The sequence below is a fragment of the Exiguobacterium abrahamii genome (assembly GCF_015645365.1).
Lineage (GTDB): Bacteria > Bacillota > Bacilli > Exiguobacteriales > Exiguobacteriaceae > Exiguobacterium_A > Exiguobacterium_A abrahamii.
Genome location: NZ_JADOYC010000001.1, coordinates 354,948 through 375,230, shown reverse-complemented (window position 1 = coordinate 375,230; position 20,283 = coordinate 354,948). Strand labels below are relative to the sequence as shown.

The following is a 20,283-nucleotide window of genomic DNA, read 5'->3' as shown; positions in this document are numbered from 1 at the left end:
ATTTTAGCGGAAAAGTCAGACAACGACTAGAGAGGCGGAACAACTCACAGTGTTCCCTTTATACCGCACTAAAGGGCGGACTGTAGCGGACAATGCCACTAACACCACGCAACCCATTCCGTTCAAGTGCAAGGACGAGAAAGACCTCTGGCGGAACGGGGAACGGTGGCGCAATGCCGTAGTCAATCGCCCTTTCGAAACCGAACTGTGGATAGTAGCTGTCGTGACCAAGCACGACAATGTGTGATTCGCCCGCATCCCGCGCATCCTCAATCACTTGACGGATCAACTCAGAGCCAATCCCCTTTCGTTGCCAGACCGGCAGGACGCCGACTGGTGCTAAGGCAAGTGACGGAATGTCATCGATATGGATCCGGCTCAAGAGAATATGACCGACGATTTCCCCTTTGTCGGTCACGGCGACGCGACCGAAGACTGGTTGCGCCGCACCGTCCTCGCGTAACGCATCAACGAGGTTCGCTTCGTTTGGTTGCTCGAACGCTGCTTCATGGACAAGCCGGATTCCCGCTGCATCCTTGAAGCCTTCTTTCCGAATAATCATCAGCTATTGCTCCCTTCGAGTGGTTTCGTTGCGAGTAGCGTGAACTCGGACGGGATGTTCTCGCCGTTCCAGCCACGATGCTCGTCGAACCGGTCTAATGTGAATCGCGTCGCGATGATCCCGTTAAAGATTTCGCTCAGCGTAAAGTAACGGACGGAGACGTCCGGAAACTCGATTTGTTCCGCGTCCGTAAAGTGTGTCTTGTACGCCAGGTCACCCGCTTGCAACGCTTGATCGAAATAACGCGGTCGATACGTCAAATCCGCATCAATCCAGCGTCCGACCGGATGGAAATCGCTAAGGATCAACTGTCCACCGGGTCGCAAGATCGTAAAGAGAATCTGCAGAAAACGCTCGAGATCAGCAAAATAATGCAAAATCCCGCCTTCTAAGTAGAGAAGATCAAACGTATCACGATATCGTTCAAGATCGATCGCATAAAGATCGCCGACGACATATTGAATTGATGTCTCAGCATGGTGCGCTAGTTCAAGCGCATACTTGGCATTCTCCTCTGAGATATCAAACACGGTGACGTCCGCCCCGAGTAACGCCAACGGCACCGCCTTGCGTCCGTTCGAACCACAGATGTTCGCGATTGTCTTCCCGGCGACGTCTTCGAAATGACGACGATGTTTCTTCAAACATGCGGCTGGATCTTGTTTGATGATCGCCGCATATTCCGCCGGTGTTCCGTCGCGTTTCTCCCAAAATTCATACGCCCGGTACTCCCACGCTTGTTTGTTGATCCGACTTTGCTCCTGCATCACTGTTCCCCCTTTGACGGTCAAAAAACCAGTCGAACATCGTCCGACTGGTTGGTTGTCTTACATATTCATCAGACGGAGGTACGCATCGATGAAGCCCATGATGTCGCCATCCATTGCTCCTTGCGTGTTCCCGACTTCATAGTTCGTCCGGTGATCCTTGACCATGCTGTATGGGTGGAAGACGTACGAACGGATTTGGCTACCCCATGCGATATCCGATTTTTCACCACGGATCTCGTCGAGTTTCTTTTGTTGCTCTTCGATTTCGCGTTGGTAGAGTTTCGCTTTCAACATTTTCATTGCTGCTTCACGGTTTTTGATCTGCGACCGTTCTTGTTGACAAGAGACGACGACGCCTGTCGGAACGTGGGTGATCCGGACAGCCGAGTCTGTCGTATTGATGTGCTGACCACCGGCACCAGAGGCACGGTACGTATCGATCCGTAAATCTTCCGTACGGACTTCGATGTCGATGTCATCGTTGAATTCCGGCATGACGTCACACGAGACGAACGATGTATGACGGCGACCTGACGAGTCAAACGGTGAGATCCGGACTAAACGATGGATCCCTTTTTCGGCTTTTAAGTATCCATAGGCATTATGCCCTTGAATACGGAGCGTGACCGATTTAACACCTGCTTCATCACCTGGTTGATAGTCCATCGTTTCGACTTTCCAGCCTTGCTTGTCGCAGAAACGTTGGTACATCCGCAATAACATCGATGCCCAGTCTTGCGACTCGGTACCACCTGCACCTGGGTGTAACTCGAGAATCGCGTTGTTTGCGTCATACTCGCCGTTCAAGAGGATTTGAAGTTCGAAGTCTTCGAACTTCTTCTTGAGGTCGCCAAGTTCTGACTCGAGCTCTTCTTGAAGATCCGCATCCGGCTCTTCCTTGATCAATTCGTACGTCAAAGCGACGTTCTCGTGACCTGCTTCGAGTTCTTTGTATTTGTCGACCATCGCTTTTAAGCCGTTCGACTCATCGATGACTTTTTGTGCCGATTCCTGGTTGTTCCAGAAGTCTGGGTACGTCATCTCGTTTTCAAGTTCTTCAATTCGGGCAATCTTCGACTCGAGGTCGAGTGATGCCTTATATTCGTCGAGTTTCTTTTCCATCCACTCGGCGGTGTTGCGAATTTCTGCTAATTCCATGTGTTCCACCTTCTCTTTCCGTGAAAAGAGGCAGGAATCTCCTGCCTCTCTTTCAGTCGATTCATCACTTATGCCTGACGGCCGTGACAGTTCTTATATTTCTTACCGGAGCCACACCAGCACGGATCGTTGCGTCCGATTTGATCGTTTGGATTTTTCCGGACCGGTTTTTTCTTGACCGCTTTGTCTTCCTTACCCGAAACGGCGACTTCGTCTTGAACGACTTTTTCGCGTTTGAGGTTTGGATCGAGATCTGCACGAAGAACGAATTGCGTCACTTCTTCAGCGATCGCAGCGTTCATCGCATCAAACATCATCGAACCTTCCGATTGGTATTCACGGAGCGGATCGTTTTGACCATATGCCCGGAGGTGAATCCCTTCACGGAGTTGATCCATTTGATCGATGTGGTTCATCCAGTGTTGGTCGACGGCACGAAGAACGATGACTTTTTCGAACTCATCGAATGCTTCGGCTGGTACTTCTGACCGTTTGTGCTCGTAGTGTGCGAATGTCCGCTCTTTGAGCAACTCGATGATTTCTTCGCGTTCTTTTCCGAAGAGGTCGCTTTCCGTGACCTTCTCTTCGATCGCAAGCGTCTGGTTCGCCCACTCTGCAAGCGCACCGATGCTCCACTCTTCCGGAACGAACTCGACCGGCGTGTACTGATGGACGCCTGCTTCAATCGTCTGCTCGATCATCGGACGGACGATATCTGACACTGAGCCCGCATCGAGGATCGCTGCCCGGTCCGCGTACATGACTTTCCGTTGGTCCGCCATGACGTTATCGTAGCCGAGGACTTGTTTTCGCGCATCAAAGTTGTTGCCTTCGACGCGTTTTTGAGCCGATTCAACGGCACGAGACACCATCCGGCTCTCGATTGGTTGCGAATCATCCATCCCGAGACGATCCATCATCGATTGCAACGAATCAGAACCGAAACGGCGCATCAATTCATCTTCAAGTGAGAGATAGAATTGTGATGCCCCTGGATCCCCTTGACGACCAGCACGACCACGGAGCTGGTTATCAATACGGCGTGATTCATGACGCTCTGTTCCGAGGATGTAGAGACCGCCTTTTTCCAATACACCTTGACCGAGCTTGATGTCGGTACCACGACCGGCCATGTTCGTTGCGATCGTGACCGAGTTCGCTTGACCGGCGTTCTCGATGATTTCCGCTTCACGTGCGTGGTTTTTCGCATTCAAGACTTCGTGACGGATGCCACGTTTCTTGAGGATGTTGCTGAGCAACTCTGACGTCTCAACGGCAACCGTACCGACGAGGACCGGCTGTCCTTCGCGATGGGCACGTTCGATTTCGTCTGCGACGGCAGCGAACTTCCCGTTCATCGTCTTGAAGATTAAGTCCGGCATATCGTTTCGGACGACTGGTTTGTTCGTCGGAACCGGTACGACGTGCATGTTGTAGATGTTACGGAATTCTTCTTCCTCCGTCTTCGCTGTACCCGTCATCCCGGCAAGCTTTGTGTACATCCGGAAGAAGTTTTGGTACGTGATCGTCGCGAGCGTCATTGATTCGCGTTGAATCTCGACGCCTTCCTTCGCTTCGATCGCTTGGTGCAGACCTTCTGAGTAACGACGTCCTTCCATGACACGACCTGTGAACTGGTCGATGATCATGACTTCGTCTTCACGAACCATATAGTCGACGTCGCGATGCATGACGGCATTCGCCCGCAGTGCGAGGCTCAAGTGATGGTTGAGTGAGACGTGCTCGAGACCAAACAGGTTATCGATGCCGAAATATTTCTCAGCGCGGTCGATCCCTTGCTCTGTCAACAGGACACTCTTCGTCTTGATGTCGACTGTGTAGTCTTCATCTGCTTTCATGATTTTCGCGAATGCATCCGCTTGCGAATAGAGTGCTGTCGATTTCTCGGCAGACCCTGAGATGATGAGTGGTGTCCGTGCTTCATCGACGAGAATCGAGTCGACTTCATCGACGACAGCGTAATGGAGCGGTCGTTGGACACGGTCTTCTTTATACAGGACCATGTTGTCACGCAAGTAGTCGAAACCGAACTCATTGTTCGTTCCGTACGTAATGTCACAGCTATAGGCTGCTTGTTTTTCCTGACGCGACATGCTTGAGAGATTCAAGCCGACCGATAGACCAAGTGCCGCATAAAGAGGCTCCATGATGTCACGGTCACGTTTTGCGAGATATTCGTTGACGGTAACGACGTGAACGCCGTTGCCAGCGAGGGCATTCAAATACACAGGGAGTGTTGCAACAAGCGTTTTACCTTCCCCGGTCTTCATTTCAGCGATGTCCCCGTTGTGCAGGACATATCCACCGATCAACTGAACGCGGTAGTGGCGCATGCCGAGAACGCGTGTCGAAACTTCGCGACAGACCGCGAAAGCTTCCGGTAAAATATCATCTAAGTCTTCTCCGTTAGCGAGACGCTCACGGAATTCAACGACTTTTCCTTCGAGTTCTTGATCCGATAACGCACCGATTTGTGCCTCGAATGCTTCCACAGCGTCTGCTGCTTTTTCGGCTTTCTTCAGGACACGTTTCGTTGGTGCAAATAATTCTTTTAGAAAATTAGCCATGCCTTACAGTCCCCTTACTTCGAACGATTCTTTGAACGAACAGAATTCCGAGATTTTTCCTTTATTCAGTGTACCGAATACGACGTCAAATTTCAACAAGCGGACCGAGTAGCGGTCTCGGTCTTTCGTCATAGAGCAAACGTACCTTGTTTAAAAATAGTTTTCCATCATATCAAAAAGGGACTCGCCCGTAAGAGCGAGTCCCTGTTGCATTCATTATTCTGGTTCAATCAAACCGTAACGACCATCCTTACGACGGTAGACGACGTTCGTGTTGCCCGTTTCTGCGTCTGAGAAGACGAAGAATGCGTGTCCGAGCATGTCCATCTGAAGAATCGCTTCTTCCGTGTCCATTGGTTTGAGTGTGAAACGCTTCGTCCGAACGAGTTCGAGTTCTGCCTCGTCCTCTTCATAGACTGGCGCTTCCGCTTCCGGTCCTTCGAGCGTTTTGAAGTACTCTCCGATGCCGCCTTCTTTAGCGCGTCCTCTCCGGTTCAACTTCGTTTTGTGTTTCCGGATCTGACGTTCGAGCTTATCGACGACGAGGTCGATTGCTGCATACATATCGCCATTGATATCCTCTGCACGGAGCAGGAGGTTTGGCATTGGAATCGTCACTTCGACTTTTTGCTTCTCATTGTTGACTTTGAGATTGACATAAGCCGTTTGCGCTTCCGTAGGAGTTGTAAAATAACGAGTTAACTTTTCAAGCTTTTTCTCGACGTAATCCTTGAGAGCATCTGTGACGTCCAAGTTTTCACCGCGAATGTTGTAGATCATGTAAACTCCTCCTTAAGTAACCGGTTGAACCTATGAATTCGAGATGCTTCAGTCGTTTCCTTCTGAATATTCGAAATTCTTTGGTTCGTTTTTATTATAGCACGATAAGTGAAGGAAGACCATGAAAACGATGACATTGTCGTGAACGTTCCCTTCCGTCCTTAGCGTACAATAATATTGAAGCATGTTGATGTTAACGTATATACCCGTTTTGATTGAACTCAAAACAAAAAACCGCTTTTAGGCGAATAGCCTAAAAACGGTGGCGGCTGCTATTGGATTAGATCTTTGAAACGTTCGCAGCTTGTGGACCACGATCGCCTTCAACGATTTCAAATTCCACTTCTTCGCCTTCTTCAAGTGATTTGTAACCATCGACTTGAATCGCTGAGAAGTGTACGAATACGTCTTTCGCGTCAGACGTCTCGATGAAACCATAACCCTTTTCAGCATTAAACCATTTTACTTTACCTTGTTCCATTCGAATTCACGTTCCCTTCGCAAACCAGAGTTCGAGAGCAAGCTCTCTACGGCTTAGTCTATCAAAAGAAGGAATTATTGACAATTAAAAATTCTGATTAATTTGAATTCATTCCGAAAAATGAATAATATTCCCTACTTATTGGTCTATATTTTAAAAAATTTCGTTGTCATTACAGTTGTATTATTGTATTATATCGTTAGTAATTACCTATTTTATCCATTGTCCTATCTTAAGGAGGATGTAGTCGAATGCGACCATTCCATAATGACGAAAAGTATCGAATCACGAAACGGACGGTGGCGATTCTCCCGTGCTACGACATGATGAAGCAATCCATCATCGTACTCGAGGATGGCTCGACCATCATGACACCGCTTCGACCGTATCAACTACTGCAGCTTTCCTGCAGGCAATACAACAGTTCCATCGAGGAACGCATCGTGACAGCAAAACGTGTCGCATCCGTAAAAGGAAAAGTCCCAGTCGTCATTGAACCGACACTTGGCCTCGTGTTTTTCCCAACGAAATCACCGAAACGTGATGATTGCGAGTGGTATGCTTGGAGCCACATGTCCGAAGTCATCGAGGAAGACGGACAGACGAAGCTCAAGACTCGTAATGGCATGATCCTTCCCGTAAACGCCTCTCCTTACATCGTCCGCAACCAAATGAAAGCAACTGGCGAGCTGATGGCTCGTTATCAACAATTGAACGCGATGACATTAGAGGAACGCTTTAATGCAATCAAATCTTAAGCAGTGACCGTAAAAAAATCAGGGTTGGGCGATGAATTCGCTCAATCCTTTTTGGTTTCTGCCGATATATAATGAGATGATAGTTTTAAAAAACAAGGAGGCTTCTCGATGAACATCCAATTGAACCCGGCACGTCCGGCGCAATCCCCTGGTCAGACGCCGCTTTCTGAGACGAAGACCTATAAGGGAACGGTCCTTGAGCAGACCGGTCCGCATACGGCTCTCGTCCAGGTCGGTCGGGATAAGATCGAGATGACCTTCACGGGCGACGTTCCGACGGGTGATTTCCAGTTCAAGGTCAAAGGACAGACCGCAGAAGGTTACTTGATCGAACAACTGACACCGGCGACATCGGATGCGGAAACCCCACCTGTACTGTCCGTTCCATCAAATGTTAATCCTGCTTTGCTAGAAGGCGTGCCGGCTGAACTAAAGCAAGCCGTTGCGAAGTTACTTGCAAGCGGTCAACTGCCGCAGACACCGGAAATCGTCGCTCAGCTCGTGACGGCATTGCAAGGCACGTACAAGAACTTAGCACTCGAGCTCGTGTCGCGACCAGACACGGCACTGCCAGTTGACGCCGACGTCTTGATCGCGAGTCTCCTTGCGACGACAGAGGATTATCCGGACGTTCTGCCGGAACGAGACGCCTTAATGGAGCAGCCGACGTTCGAAAAAGCCGTCGCGCTTGACGTCGCCCGCGTGACGCTACCGACGCAACGCGAGATCGAGACAGCGTCGCCACTCCATATGCGGCAATACATTGAACACCTACCAGCGGAAAAACGCCCGGCACTCGTCGCTACGCTCGAACGAGGCGATGTCGAAACCGTTCGTAAACAACTGGCGCCATACTTCCCGCAAGCGCCGCTTGAGCCGAAGACGAGCGTCCGTGAGCAACTGATCGGTCTGACGGCACGGGCAAGTCAACCGGAACCAACAGGGCAAACGGCACCGGTCCGCTCTGCCTTGACGCTTGTCCGTGAAGTGACGCCACGCCTCGCTGAGATTACGAACGATTTCAAGAGCCAACAGCGAACGATCGTCTCGCAACTCCGACAAATCGAACCGCTCGTCGAGACACGTCCGATTCAGATGGTCGCCGTCATCGAGAGCACAGCGCAACGCTTAAAACAAGTCTTCCAGCAAACGGATGCTTTACTGCATACCTCGATGAAGGATGAAAAACAATTGATCCACTTCTTATCGAAACTCGAGCGGGGTGCGGAACTGGCATTACTCGGACGCGGTACGGAAGCTAAAGCCGTCTTACAAGAAGTCCGGATCGCCTTCGAAGCCTTCCGCTATGCGCCAGCGAACGTTCGTCCGACCTATTTACCGGAGATGCAAGGACTGCCACCGCAAGCACCAACGCTACCAGCACAGGTCGCAACAAAAGCTGTTCCATATGAGCCGCAACAGAACAGCCCGCGCCTCTTGCAAGAGACCGTCCAAAAGACGCTTCAGCTACAGACGGCGGAACTGAAACTGAATACGCCGGCAGCGAATCCGGAAGCCGCCAAACTGCAGACGTTTCTCGCGGCACAACAGCAAGTCAATAAACCGGACAACCAGCAACAGTTGAACCAAATTTTACTCGCCTTACCGGTCCAACTCGTCGAAGCGACGGCAGGACTCCACGTTCACTTGCAAAATAAACGTCCGGACGAAGTGATCGACTGGGAAAACAATACGTTATATGTCCAGCTCAACACGCCGCGCCTCGGTGAGATCGGTGTCCGCGTTGAGACCGTCAACCGAAAGATGCAGATCACGATTGAAAATGATTTTCCCGTTCTTGAACAACTGGCGACCCCGTTCCTCGACCGAACGACGGAGGCCTTGCAAGCAACTGGTTACCAGGACGTCCGGATCCAGTTCCGTCCATTCACGCGCGAGCAAGTGACGGAGACCGTCAAACAAGACGAGACGCCACGTGGCTACGACTACCGTATCTAAAAAGGAGAGACCGTTATGTATCAGAAAATCGATTTAACCGGACGTAAGACGGCTGCCGTCCTCCGCTATGATGAAGCATCCGGTCAAGCACCGGTCGTCGTCGCTCGAGCAAGTGGTCAAGCCGCCGACCGAATTCTGCAAGAAGCACGGGCGAACGGCGTCGCGATCGAACACGATACGTCCCTGCTCGGTCATTTACTTGATCTTGATCTCGGAACAGCGATTCCCCCGCAACTGTACGACGTGATGGCAGAACTGCTCTTATTGATCGAAGAACTCGACAACGCGAAAGGACGACAAACATGACAGAACAAGAACTTTACGCGATGACCCCGCAACAGCTGACGGAAGTGATGTTGACGGGACTCGTCCTCCAATATGACCGTGCCATTCTCGCACGTGACGCAAATCGCTTTGATGAGGTGAACGCACGCTTACAAAAAGCTTATCAGTTACTCGACAAACTGCAGGCAGGACTGCACGACGACGGCGGCATCATCACCGCACAACTCGACGCGCTCTACCACTACCTCGCCGAGCAGACGTTACAGGTCTACAAAACACCAAGTATCTTAGACGAACTACTGGAACTGGCAGAAGACTTACGCGTCACTTGGCAAGCGGCACAAACCGTCGATCGACCACTCGTGCGCGCCGCACATCATCAACGATACGAAGGGATGGAATACGAATGAGAATCACGAATAACGTTCAAGCCTTAAAGGCTTATCGCAATCTCAGCATCAACCAGACGAACGTCAAGACGACGATGGATAAACTATCGAGCGGTCAGAAGATCAACCGGGGTGCGGATGATGCCGCTGGTCTCGCGATCTCAGAGAAGATGCGTAATCGCTTGAAGGCACTTGATAAAGCGGAACAAAACGTCCTTGATGGTATTTCGATGGTCCAAACGATCGAAGGTGGACTCAGTGAGACACACAACCTATTGCAACGGATGCGGGAACTCGCTGTCCAAGCAGGTAACGGGACACTCGCGACGGAAGACCGGACAGCAATCCAAGAAGAGATCAACCAGCTGACGAACGAAGTTTCGCGGATCGCACAGACGACGCAGTTCAACGGCAAAGAATTGTTAAGTGGGAAGTTCAACGATGCTGACAGTGCTCTGTTCATCCAAACGAATGCGGGAGCTAACGAAGGGATCTCGATTACGATTGACGATATGCAAGCTCTCGCGATCGGAGTCAGTTCAACGACACAAGCTGATACGTCAATCCGTCCGCTTGATTTCCCGAGTGGCGATGCACCCGAGTATGCTCTTAGCGTGATGACAGCAACGGACGCGAACGACGCGATCAGCCGGTACACGAAAGCAATCGATACAATCTCCCAGCAACGAGCACAACTCGGGGCGATCCAGAATCGCTTCGAAGCGACATCATCCGTCCTCAGTGTCAGTGTTGAGAACTTAACAGCATCGGAATCACGGATTCGCGATACCGATATGGCGCGTGAGATGATGGAATATGCAAAATACAACATCCTCAATCAATCCGGGATGGCAATGATTGCTCAAGCGAACGCCCTACCGCAAGGCGTCTTACAATTACTCAATTAAGGAGGCAGACCCGATGGATATCCGCCGCATCCAAGAAACGCAACGACTCCAGTCCTTAAAAGGCGGTCCACGTGAAGTCCAGGCGTCGACGACCTTCTCTGCCTTGATGCAGGAGAAACGGGACCACAAAGGCTATGAACGGTTACAACAGAAGCTCGCACTCGTTGAAGAACACGGACAACTGCTCGCTGAGAGTCAGACGATCGAGCACCTCGAAAGCTACAAAGAAAAAATCAAGGACTTCTTAAAAGACGCCCTCGACCAATCGCAACAACTCGAAGAGAAGCGTGGCTTCAATCGCCGTGGTCGGACGAAGATCTATAAGGTCGTCGAGCAAGTTGATGCGAAGCTCCTTCAGTTGACGGATACGGTCATCTCTGGTGAATCGCGCCGGCTCGATATCCTCGACCAAGTCGGCGAAATCAAAGGGATGCTTGTCAACGTCTTCGTGTAATCTAGAATTAGAGGAGTTCCCCTACATGCCAGACTTATATCTTAAAAAATGCACCTGCCCCTACTGCTTGAAAACGACGGAGACGAAACGTGTCCTGTCGCGACATATCCGTGTTGCCTCGACCGACTTTGATGGCTTCATCCGCCATCAAGGCGTTAATGTCTACCTGTATGAACCGGTCCAGTGTAGCCATTGTCGGTTTTTCTTCCACGAGTCGTTTGGAAAGTTATCGCCGGACGTTCGAGCGACCTTACAAGATCATATCCTACCGACGCTTCCTGTCTTACCGTTTGCTGGCACGGAGCGGACGATCGAGCAGGCGATTCAGCTCTATAAGCTTTGTCTCTACACGGCTCAAGTGGCGGAGCAAAAGCCAGCAATCCAAGCGATGCTCGGCGTTCGTCTGTCCTGGTTGCATCGCTTAACTGGTCAACAAGACGAAGAACAACTCTGGGCGAGTCGAGCGATTGAAAAATATGTACCCCTATACGACAACTACACGTCCGTTAAGGAGAGCGGGATTCCAGAAGACGTCCTCCTGCTTCGGATCGCGGACCTATACGCTGTGACGAAAGAGAAAGACACGGCCCGTCTCTGGTACAGCCGTTTATTCCAAAGTAAGACGGCGACCGACAAAATCAAAAAAGACGCACGTATTCACTGGGAATGGGTGCAAGAGCAGGACTGATCCTTGTTCGTCATCAGACGGGACAAGGATTTTTTTCACCGCTCGTCGAAAAGAGCCAACACACTGTTTTAGGAAAGGAGGTCCGCGATGCGACCGACGTTACCGCTTCTCTATTTACTCATCACCTATGGGCTGATGCTACTTGTCGGTGGAACAACGTTCGTTCCGCTGGTCGCTGTTCTTGCGACGCTACTTGCTGTGACGTTCGTCGCGATTCAAGCCAGGCGTTGGTTCTTCCCGAAGCACCCGGAACGCTCGGTCGGCATCGCGATTCTCTTATTCACAAGTGGTCTCTGGATCAACTTTGTCCTGACCTTCTTCCCGCACCCACCGGAAGTCGACTCTGCTGCCAACTTGACGTTAACTGCCTTTTTGATATTGACCGCTATCGCCTTTGCCCGATTGATCGACTGGTCTTCGATTCGTCATGCGCGGCTACTCTATATTGATGGTGTGCTCTTGTTCGGAATGGTCTTCGTTTTCGGTTATACGGTTATCTTGCGACACTTACCAACGTTCGCCCGCTCTGACATCGAATTCGTCGCCATGCTCGGCTACGCGATCAGTTTCATTGCGCAGTTGTTCTTCTTTTTGATTTTGTATGCGACAGGACTCCGTGGATCGGCACACAGACGACTGATTCAGGCGATGATGCTATTCATCTTGGCGAACTTCGGCTATTACACGTTCTTTATTCGTGATGAGTTGACGTTCGCCGCCTGCTTCTTCCCGCTCTATGCGGTCAGTTTGTTTGAGCTAGCTGTCTACTTTAAGGACGTGCCACCGAAACAACCGGCACGCGATCGGCTCGGAAGACCGTATTTGCCGTATATCAGTCTGCTCGTTCTGTTGACGGGCATCACGTTCCTTCCGATGGCGCAAGATGTCTACTTCCCGACGCTAATCATCTTGTTCTCGTTATTTATGTTCCGGCAATTTTTCTCCGAACGTCTCAATCGTCAATTACTAACGGAACTCGAGACGTTCGAAGTCGATCTGACACACCGAATTGACCGCCATACCACACAACTCGAACTCCGGAAGGAAGAGTATCGCCGCCTGTTCCTCGCCCACCCACAACCGATCATTCGTTTCGACGGCAATGGGCATGAGAAAGCGATGAACCCGGCAGCAGAACGTTACTTCCCGCACGGCTATGTTCCTGATGCCTTGGTCGATCAATTGATTGCGGCATTTCTGAAACTGGAGAATGGTGAAAAACAATTGCTAATGCGTCCCGTCGACGGACGGACGTTCGAAGTGACGTTGATTCCGATTCCGGGTGAAGCGGATTTGTACGTCATCCTGTCCGATTTGACGGAAGCCTTATTGCAAGAAAAGTGGCTTCAAGAGCTTGGCTATCACGACGCCTTAACAGCACTTCCGAATCGCCGTTACTTTGAGGATCACCTTGGACCACAGCTCGCAACCTTAACTGAAGGATCACTACTATTCATCGACCTCGATGGCTTTAAGCAGATCAATGACCGCTACGGACATGACGCTGGAGACTATGTCTTGCAGGAGACAGCACGTCGCTTGCAGCTCGATTTAACGCAGGATGATGTAGCAGCGCGACTCGGTGGAGATGAGTTCATCGTTTTCCTCGCCCGCAGTCGCACGGAGACGATCACCTACGCTGAGAATGTCCTCCTTCGCTTGAACGATCCGTTCTTCTTTGACGCAACAGCGATGCAGGTCACGCCGTCAATCGGTATCGCTCGTTATCCTGAGGATGGACGGACGACGAGTCTGCTCTTGATTCGAGCTGATGAAGCGATGTACACCGTTAAGCAAGAAGAGAAGAATGCCTACCGCTTTAAATGAACGGCAAAATGCCCCGTCCAAACAAATGGACAGGGCATTTTTTTCATGAGCTTACGACTCACGACGATATTTTTCTTCTTCATAGGCATCCGGTGCATCGGAGACAGGGCGTTCGAACTCTTCCCATGATTCCGATTCGACGTCCGGTTCAATGAACTGATCGTACGAGCCGTCCGATTGGAAATACGGCTGCGGTACGGGACGCTTCTTGTCTTCCCGCTTAGTCACGAAAGATCCCTCCCTCACACAAGAAAGTTACTGACGAGAATCAAAATACGGTGAAAAACTATGATCGACTTCCTTGTACGGATCAACGTACGATTTACGACTCGTTTGCGTCTGACGCAACTGACTGATTTGTACCCCTAATTTAGCCGTTTCTGCTGATAATTTCAAGTCGATTTTCCGACTATCAGCGACGAGTTCCTGGATGACGGCTTGATTGGCACCAGCAAGCAGATTCGAGTGTGCCGCAATGAATGCTTCCCGTTCGTTCAGCAGACCTTGAATCTTCTCAATCCATTCGTCATACGTCTCTTCATTTGGCGTTTGATCAAGCAGTTCAATCAATCGTTTCGTCTTCAGGCGAAGCGGATCGAGCGGACTCATCGTTGCCGCGCGAGTTTCATCGCTTCTTTCCACGTCTCGCGGAATTCTTCGGCAAAACCGATCACTTCATCAATTGCAACAAGATCATTTTTGACGTTGGCATCAATCAAGCGTGTTCGCATGTAGTCATACAAACTGTTCAAGTCTTTTGACAGGGCAATCGATTGATTAAGCGTCAATTGTAACTCACTGATGATGGCTTGCGCTTTTTGGATGTTAGTATTTTTTTGTTCAATCAAGCCTTGTTCAATGGCACGTTTTCCGAGCATAGAGAACTTGATCAGTCCTTCGTATAACATCAGTGTTAAGTCTTGAGGTAACGCTGTCGTTACCGAGTTCGTTTGATACGTAGCATAAGGGTTCATCGCGTTTCCTCCTTTTTATTGTCCTTGTCCGAGATAACCAGCAAGCGTCGCCGACTGACTGTTCGCCTGGTTCATTGCTTGTTCCATCGCCGCAAATCGGCGATAGTAACTATCTTCTTTTCGTTTTAGCTTGTCTTCCCATGACAGCATGCTCTTATCGAGATCCGCCAAAGACTTCCCTAGTCGATAGGTGGTACCAACTGCTCCTTCACGTCCGGCAACTCCGGAAATCTTATCGCGTAGCGTTGTCGCAAAACCTTGAATCTGACGGACAAATCCATCGATTCCATTTTGACTTGGAACCGGATTACCTTGAGCATCCTTCGGTGGTTCGGGTGCATCAGCTGTGAACAGTTTAAAGACACCTTCTGGCTGTTCTTCGAGCATCTTCTTCAGTTTCGTCTCATCGATTTTCAGCTTTCCACCATCCCGAAAATCACTCGTTGAAGTAATTCCGATTTGCGACATGTACTGAAGTTGAATCGTATCCGTACCTGACGTATACGAGTAACCAGTGTCGATTTTTGATGAGATCGCGCTGCGGAACTGATTGAGACCGTCCTGTAAGTAGCTATCGTTCTTCAGCACACCACTCATCGCTTTTTCTTCCCACTTCTTGACTTCGTCCTCACTCAATTCTTTGCGCTGAGCATCCGTCAATGGTTGATAATCACGATACTTTTCTTCACGAACTTTTTTATTCATCTTATCAATGACGTCGTTATACTTATCAACGAAGTTCTTGATCGAATCAAAGTTTTTCTGTGTGTCGAGTGTCGTATTGATCGTCGTTGTCGTCGTCGCGACGTTGTTTAACGTGATCGTCAGACCGCTTTGCGTGAAAGTATTCGTTGTCTGCTCAAGTTGTTGTCCACCTATCGTATATTTGGCGTTCTGTCCTTCACGACCAAAGATTTTGTCCTCTGAGTTAATCTTTGCGGTGTTATTTGAAGCATCAACAATCAAGATGTCGGCACCGTTTGGATTCAAATTTCCAGTACTCGTTTTCGTTAAAACGAGTTTTCCTGTTAAATCATTGAACACGGCGTTCATCCCGAGACTTGTTTTACCGTTGATTGCTACTGTCAAATCCGAGATTTTTTGTGTTGCATCCAGTTGTAAAGTTTCCGTCACCGCTTTGCCTGTTGCATCGAAGGTATTGATTTGGACGTTGATTTTTCCATCTGCGTCTTTCGTGAACAATCCACTCTCTTCAAGTGTGGCATCACTTTTCTTCCCACTTGCTGCGACCATAGTCACCGAAGCCGCACTAGCCAGTTGATCAATGCTGTCAATCGTCACACTACCTGCTGCCGCAACTGGACTTGCCGTTACCGTCAATGCAGTCGGATTAGAACTAGTAACAGTCTTCGATTGATAGTTCTTTGATAACAGCATGTCACTTGCTGCTGTCCGAAAATCAAGCAATGCTCGATTCATCTCTCGATACGCATCGCGTTGCCATGTCAGTGTCTGTTTCTTTTGCGATAACCGATCAACCGGCGCTCGTTCCGCCTGCATCAATTGTTTGATCATCGTTTCGGTATCAATTCCACTCGCAAGACCACTCAGTCGAATGCCTGCCATCCAATCAATCCCTTCCGTTAAATCCGTTTATCGATTAGTTGATTAAATTCCATGAATGCCGCAAAGAAATCGAGTTCCTTTTTACTCGGAATTTCTTGGACGACGTTATTATTCGTATCGACGACTTGAATATAGTATTCATTCAACTGTTCATGTTTGACGAATTTCAATCCTGTTCGTTGCAGTTCAAGTTTAATATTTGCCTGTTCCATCGCTGTTTCGAGCTTCGTAATATGTTGCGGTGTCGGTAGGACCACGACACCTTCTTCTGCTAGTGCTTCCTGATTCGCTTCCACAAACACATTGCGTGTTGCTTCGTACGGTAGGACGTTCGAAGGTAGATGAAGGCGAATTTCCGTATTAATAGAATTCATAATTGTTCACTCCTCCTATTACTCTATTAGTTATATCGGTAGATAGTTCTGTTTTATTAATTCTATTCTTTCTATTTTCAAAGAAACGAAAAATTCAAAAGTCATTATAAGTTATTATAATTTCTATAAATACGTAACAGGGTAATTACATAATAAATAAGTAAACAAAAGATGATTCCAGAAAAAATGGAACCATCTTTTGTTTACTTATTTTAGTTATTCATTAAAATTTATTAACAATTTGAGTTTTATATTCTAAATATGTTTTTTGTAACAATTGCTCAATAAAACTAATACCTATCGTATATTCAAAAACTTCTGCAGTTTTTCTCCCCTTTTGACTCAGTTGTTTTCGAACTTCGGGATTTTTTATTAGATATATTATTCCTGTAGCTAAACCTTCTATATCTCCTGGTTCAAAGAGCAATGAATTTTCATAATGAGTCGCAAAAGTTTGAATTCCTCCTGATAATGTTGACACAACAGCCACTCCAGAACTCATCGCTTCAAGTGGTGGCATAGAAAAACCTTCATACCAACTTGTAGATAAGAATATTTCAGATTCTCTATAAATACTCGCGAGATTTTCCTGTGATGGACTGATTATCACTTCTAATGGATATATCATATTCAATGTTATTGGGATTTGAGAAACCCACTTTACTTTAAATCTATAACCTAAATTCCATACCAATTCTAAAACTTTCAAACTAACATCCATACCTTTAAACCTTAAAGAAGGATTGCCCATAATTAATATGGATGGAACATCATTTTCAGTATATTCTATGTTTGGGAAATAAAAATTGGTGTCAATAAAATTTGGTAATACTATAGTTTCCCGATTGTATTTTGTTTGAATAATATTGCTGACAATCGGAGAAACGCTAGCGATTTTAACATCTTTACGGTAATTATTATATAGCATATTTCGAATTTGTTTTTCTTGAGTTATATTTGCTATATCTCCAAAAAGCCACTCATGACCTTGTTCCCAATAAAATACAGGTATTTTTTTATTTTCTAATTCTGTCAACTGGTTTATCCATCCAGCTACAATGATATCCACATTATTAAGATAAGAAGTTACCGATTCATCTTCAGGAACGATAATCTCATCAAATTCCCCAAAATTGCTCCAATCAGGTATCGCTTTTTGATCTTTATTCCCTTTTATAACAGCAATTACTTTGTGTCCTCTTTTCTTTAGATAAAACATTTGTTGTAAAAGCATTTTTACTCCACCAGTAAGATTTGTATGGGGAAGATAGTAAGCAATTGTAAATGATGAAGGTAATTCTAAAGGCGAATTATCATTTTTGTTGATAGATATAAGATTCTCCTCTTTATTTTTGGGATATAACTTAAATATATTTGCTCCATTATCACCTATTTTTATTTCTTGATAAGTAAAATCAAATTCTAAAAAATCAGTAAGATACCATCTACTTTTATGTTCTTCAAATTTATTGCCTTGATATTCTTCTTGTGGTTCGGGATATATTGGAGTAGAAATTATTAAAGCTTTATTTGTACGCAAAAGTATATTTTCAATTAACTTTTTCCCTTCATTTTTAGAAAAATGTTCAAGAACATCAATCAGTAGGATTACATCATAATTCTGTACATTGTGTATTACATGAGCAATATCACCTTGAATTACGTTATTATAAATATGCTTATGAACCGGATTTATATAATTTGAAAAAGCTTCAACGCCATCAATTTTAATAATCCATTCTTCCGGAAAGTATCTTTCGTATGCTACATCTACAATTTCTCGAAGTAATAGTCCATATTTACCAAATCCTATCCCAATGTCTAAAATACTTTGCGGCATTTCCATTTGAACATTGTCTAAAATATTTGGTACTGCTTGATACCAACTTGTTGGCATACATTCGTCACGTCCTTTTACTGATTTTATATTTCCATTGCTCGATGGTAAGGTTAGTATTATGATCCATCTCAAATTTTAAAACATATTCATCCATTAAAATTTTGGCTATATTTAATTCATTAATTTTGATTAACTGCTGAGTAATGGTATTTATTAAAATCGATGAATGCCTACATACTCTAATCAACTCTTCTAATACAGTTACCTGATTCAATTTCAAAATATATGAAACACTATCACTAACAATTTCTAAATCACTTATTTTTTTATAGTTTTCATTTTTAAAATTACTTTTTGCAGAATCAGATAAGATTGAATTTAATATTTTTTTCGATTTATTGTTTTGATCAATATCTACTTGTTTAAGTAAATCGTAATTTTTATAAATTAAACATAGTACAAATATATCGATTAAATTATCATTTGGAATTTTTTTTTCATCCATAAAAATTTTGTACGCACAATCAATTTTTCTATTAAGTAACAAAGCTACAGCTTTTATATTTTTTTCGACTTTTACATTATATTTTTCTAGATAATGAATTAGATTTATATTACGAATATGATATAAAATTTCTATAATTTTTTTTAAATCATTTTTACTATTTATTTTATATAAAATTTCAAAAGTCAAAATTATATTCTCATTAGGAATTTTCGCTTTGTCAGTAATTTCGAAATATTTAATAATTGATGGTATATAATTATTTTCAATTTTTAGTGACATGACAATATAATCAAACGCTTCAATTAAATTTTCTTCCTGATAAGCAATTTCTGCTAGTTTAAAATAAGATATGTAATTACTTATACCTCTTGTCGTTTGATAACCATTTTCACCTTTTTGTATGCAATTTAAATACTTTTCTTTTGCTTTTTCATAGTCTTTAAATATTAAATAACCATTTCCAGCTGTATAGTATAATTCTGTTTCATTTGGGAATTTTTCAATAGAACTTTCTATTAAATTACAAAATTCATCTTTCTTGTTCATTTCTATAAGACAAATTGCTTTTTTGTTTAATAAGTCCGGCATAAAAAGTGATTGACTGTTCAATTTACATGATATTTCAAATAACTTATATGCTAAATTATAATTTCCTGAAATTAAATATTCTCTTCCTAAATTATAAGTATTATAATCATTCTCCTCGCGTAAGATATCCTCTTTTAAAATTTTTAGATTTCTTTCATTTTTTCGTTTTTCTATTTGAGTTTCATGCAAATATCCTGTATGAGTAATACAAATCGGTATTTCATCTATAGTATACTGATTATTTCTTAAGTTTAATTGTTCATGAAGTGCGTTCTCAAATTTTAATCCAATGCTATTTTTAAATATTCTATAAGCAAAGTGACTGTATGATCCTCCGTTTGATAATTCATTATTTATTTTTACCTTATAAATGTCAGCATTTCTAGCATTTAAATTCTCTTTTATATTTATTTTTTCATCCAAAAATTCATCTGCATCTATAATCAAAATATATTTTTTTAAAGCAAACTTGAGTGAATAGTTTCTTGCTTTTGAAAAATTGTTTTCCCATCTAATTTTATAAATTTTTTGTGTATACTGTTTAGATATTTCAATTGTTTTATCTGTAGAACCAGTATCTATAATTACAATTTCATCAACTTGATTTATTAAACTTTTTAAGCATTTTTCAATATGTTTTTCTTCATTTTTAACAATCATACATGCTGAAATACTATTTTTCTCCATGATTTCTTTCTCCTCAAATATCAATAAAAAAACTCTCTAAAGAATTAAAGTGTTTAAGTATAAAAATACTTTCCCTTTAAATTTTAGAGAGTCCTAAATATTTTACTTTTTGATTATA

The 20,283-nt window shown here is 45.3% G+C and carries 22 protein-coding genes; 8 read left to right on the top strand and 14 right to left on the bottom strand.

Annotated elements, in window-relative coordinates; genetic code table 11:
* Positions 1-58 precede the first annotated feature (58 nt).
* The 7 genes from ITJ88_RS01825 to ITJ88_RS01800 form a co-directional block, all read right to left on the bottom strand.
* On the bottom strand, positions 59-562 hold the full coding sequence (locus ITJ88_RS01825; RefSeq protein WP_195864524.1) for a GNAT family N-acetyltransferase: 504 nt from the start codon (positions 560-562) through the stop codon (positions 59-61).
* Positions 562-1,329, bottom strand: a complete 768-nt coding sequence (locus ITJ88_RS01820) for a class I SAM-dependent methyltransferase (RefSeq protein ID WP_195864523.1) — start codon at positions 1,327-1,329, stop codon at positions 562-564. The genes ITJ88_RS01825 and ITJ88_RS01820 overlap by 1 nt, the downstream gene beginning before the upstream one ends.
* Positions 1,330-1,389: 60 nt before the next feature.
* The gene (prfB, locus tag ITJ88_RS01815) at positions 1,390-2,490 is read right to left on the bottom strand and encodes a peptide chain release factor 2 (RefSeq protein ID WP_023469245.1); all 1,101 of its coding nucleotides are present in this window, start codon (positions 2,488-2,490) and stop codon (positions 1,390-1,392) included.
* Between the two features lie 68 nt (positions 2,491-2,558).
* The gene (gene secA / locus ITJ88_RS01810; RefSeq protein WP_195864522.1) at positions 2,559-5,078 is read right to left on the bottom strand and encodes a preprotein translocase subunit SecA; all 2,520 of its coding nucleotides are present in this window, start codon (positions 5,076-5,078) and stop codon (positions 2,559-2,561) included.
* A gap of 3 nt (positions 5,079-5,081) precedes the next feature.
* The gene (locus ITJ88_RS16375) at positions 5,082-5,210 is read right to left on the bottom strand and encodes a hypothetical protein (RefSeq protein WP_255343755.1); all 129 of its coding nucleotides are present in this window, start codon (positions 5,208-5,210) and stop codon (positions 5,082-5,084) included.
* Between the two features lie 84 nt (positions 5,211-5,294).
* The gene (hpf, locus tag ITJ88_RS01805) at positions 5,295-5,858 is read right to left on the bottom strand and encodes a ribosome hibernation-promoting factor, HPF/YfiA family (protein ID WP_023469247.1); all 564 of its coding nucleotides are present in this window, start codon (positions 5,856-5,858) and stop codon (positions 5,295-5,297) included.
* 280 nt (positions 5,859-6,138) lie between these two features.
* Complete coding sequence (locus ITJ88_RS01800; RefSeq protein ID WP_023469248.1) at positions 6,139-6,339, bottom strand: cold shock domain-containing protein; 201 nt, start codon at positions 6,337-6,339, stop codon at positions 6,139-6,141.
* Between the two features lie 251 nt (positions 6,340-6,590).
* Between ITJ88_RS01800 and ITJ88_RS01795 the strand changes: the two genes are divergently transcribed.
* The 8 genes from ITJ88_RS01795 to ITJ88_RS01760 all read left to right on the top strand — a co-directional run bounded on the left by ITJ88_RS01795 (position 6,591) and on the right by ITJ88_RS01760 (position 13,607).
* The gene (locus ITJ88_RS01795; protein WP_029342501.1) at positions 6,591-7,097 is read left to right on the top strand and encodes a competence protein ComK; all 507 of its coding nucleotides are present in this window, start codon (positions 6,591-6,593) and stop codon (positions 7,095-7,097) included.
* 108 nt (positions 7,098-7,205) lie between these two features.
* Positions 7,206-9,056, top strand: coding sequence for a hypothetical protein (locus ITJ88_RS01790; protein WP_195864521.1), 1,851 nt, complete (start codon positions 7,206-7,208; stop codon positions 9,054-9,056).
* Positions 9,057-9,071: 15 nt separating this feature from the next.
* On the top strand, positions 9,072-9,362 hold the full coding sequence (locus ITJ88_RS01785; RefSeq protein ID WP_029342503.1) for an EscU/YscU/HrcU family type III secretion system export apparatus switch protein: 291 nt from the start codon (positions 9,072-9,074) through the stop codon (positions 9,360-9,362).
* The gene (locus tag ITJ88_RS01780; RefSeq protein ID WP_195864520.1) at positions 9,359-9,751 is read left to right on the top strand and encodes a flagellar export chaperone FliS; all 393 of its coding nucleotides are present in this window, start codon (positions 9,359-9,361) and stop codon (positions 9,749-9,751) included. The genes ITJ88_RS01785 and ITJ88_RS01780 overlap by 4 nt, the downstream gene beginning before the upstream one ends.
* Positions 9,748-10,638, top strand: coding sequence for a flagellin N-terminal helical domain-containing protein (locus ITJ88_RS01775; protein WP_195864519.1), 891 nt, complete (start codon positions 9,748-9,750; stop codon positions 10,636-10,638). Before ITJ88_RS01780 ends, ITJ88_RS01775 begins: the two co-directional genes overlap by 4 nt.
* A gap of 13 nt (positions 10,639-10,651) precedes the next feature.
* A complete protein-coding gene (locus ITJ88_RS01770; protein WP_195864518.1) occupies positions 10,652-11,092 on the top strand; it encodes a YaaR family protein in 441 nt (146 codons plus the stop codon).
* 25 nt (positions 11,093-11,117) lie between these two features.
* A complete protein-coding gene (locus ITJ88_RS01765) occupies positions 11,118-11,780 on the top strand; it encodes a DUF2225 domain-containing protein (RefSeq protein ID WP_195864517.1) in 663 nt (220 codons plus the stop codon).
* A gap of 87 nt (positions 11,781-11,867) precedes the next feature.
* On the top strand, positions 11,868-13,607 hold the full coding sequence (locus ITJ88_RS01760) for a sensor domain-containing diguanylate cyclase (RefSeq protein WP_195864516.1): 1,740 nt from the start codon (positions 11,868-11,870) through the stop codon (positions 13,605-13,607).
* A 51-nt stretch (positions 13,608-13,658) separates the two neighbouring features.
* Here ITJ88_RS01760 and ITJ88_RS01755 read toward each other — a convergent pair whose 3' ends face one another.
* The 7 genes from ITJ88_RS01755 to ITJ88_RS01725 form a co-directional block, all read right to left on the bottom strand.
* On the bottom strand, positions 13,659-13,835 hold the full coding sequence (locus ITJ88_RS01755; protein WP_169738097.1) for a hypothetical protein: 177 nt from the start codon (positions 13,833-13,835) through the stop codon (positions 13,659-13,661).
* Between the two features lie 27 nt (positions 13,836-13,862).
* Complete coding sequence (locus tag ITJ88_RS01750) at positions 13,863-14,216, bottom strand: hypothetical protein (RefSeq protein WP_195864515.1); 354 nt, start codon at positions 14,214-14,216, stop codon at positions 13,863-13,865.
* Positions 14,213-14,581, bottom strand: a complete 369-nt coding sequence (fliS, locus tag ITJ88_RS01745) for a flagellar export chaperone FliS (RefSeq protein ID WP_195864514.1) — start codon at positions 14,579-14,581, stop codon at positions 14,213-14,215. The genes ITJ88_RS01750 and fliS overlap by 4 nt, the downstream gene beginning before the upstream one ends.
* A gap of 15 nt (positions 14,582-14,596) precedes the next feature.
* Positions 14,597-16,168, bottom strand: a complete 1,572-nt coding sequence (gene fliD, locus ITJ88_RS01740) for a flagellar filament capping protein FliD (protein ID WP_195864513.1) — start codon at positions 16,166-16,168, stop codon at positions 14,597-14,599.
* 17 nt (positions 16,169-16,185) lie between these two features.
* Positions 16,186-16,542 carry a flagellar protein FlaG gene (locus tag ITJ88_RS01735; protein WP_029342512.1) on the bottom strand — a complete coding sequence of 119 codons (357 nt, stop codon included), beginning with the start codon at positions 16,540-16,542 and terminating at the stop codon, positions 16,186-16,188.
* 223 nt (positions 16,543-16,765) lie between these two features.
* Positions 16,766-18,439, bottom strand: a complete 1,674-nt coding sequence (locus ITJ88_RS01730) for a glycosyltransferase (RefSeq protein ID WP_195864512.1) — start codon at positions 18,437-18,439, stop codon at positions 16,766-16,768.
* 7 nt (positions 18,440-18,446) lie between these two features.
* Positions 18,447-20,165 (bottom strand): glycosyltransferase family 2 protein, encoded by a 1,719-nt coding sequence (locus tag ITJ88_RS01725; protein ID WP_195864511.1) that lies wholly within the window; start codon positions 20,163-20,165, stop codon positions 18,447-18,449.
* Positions 20,166-20,283: the final 118 nt, after the last annotated feature.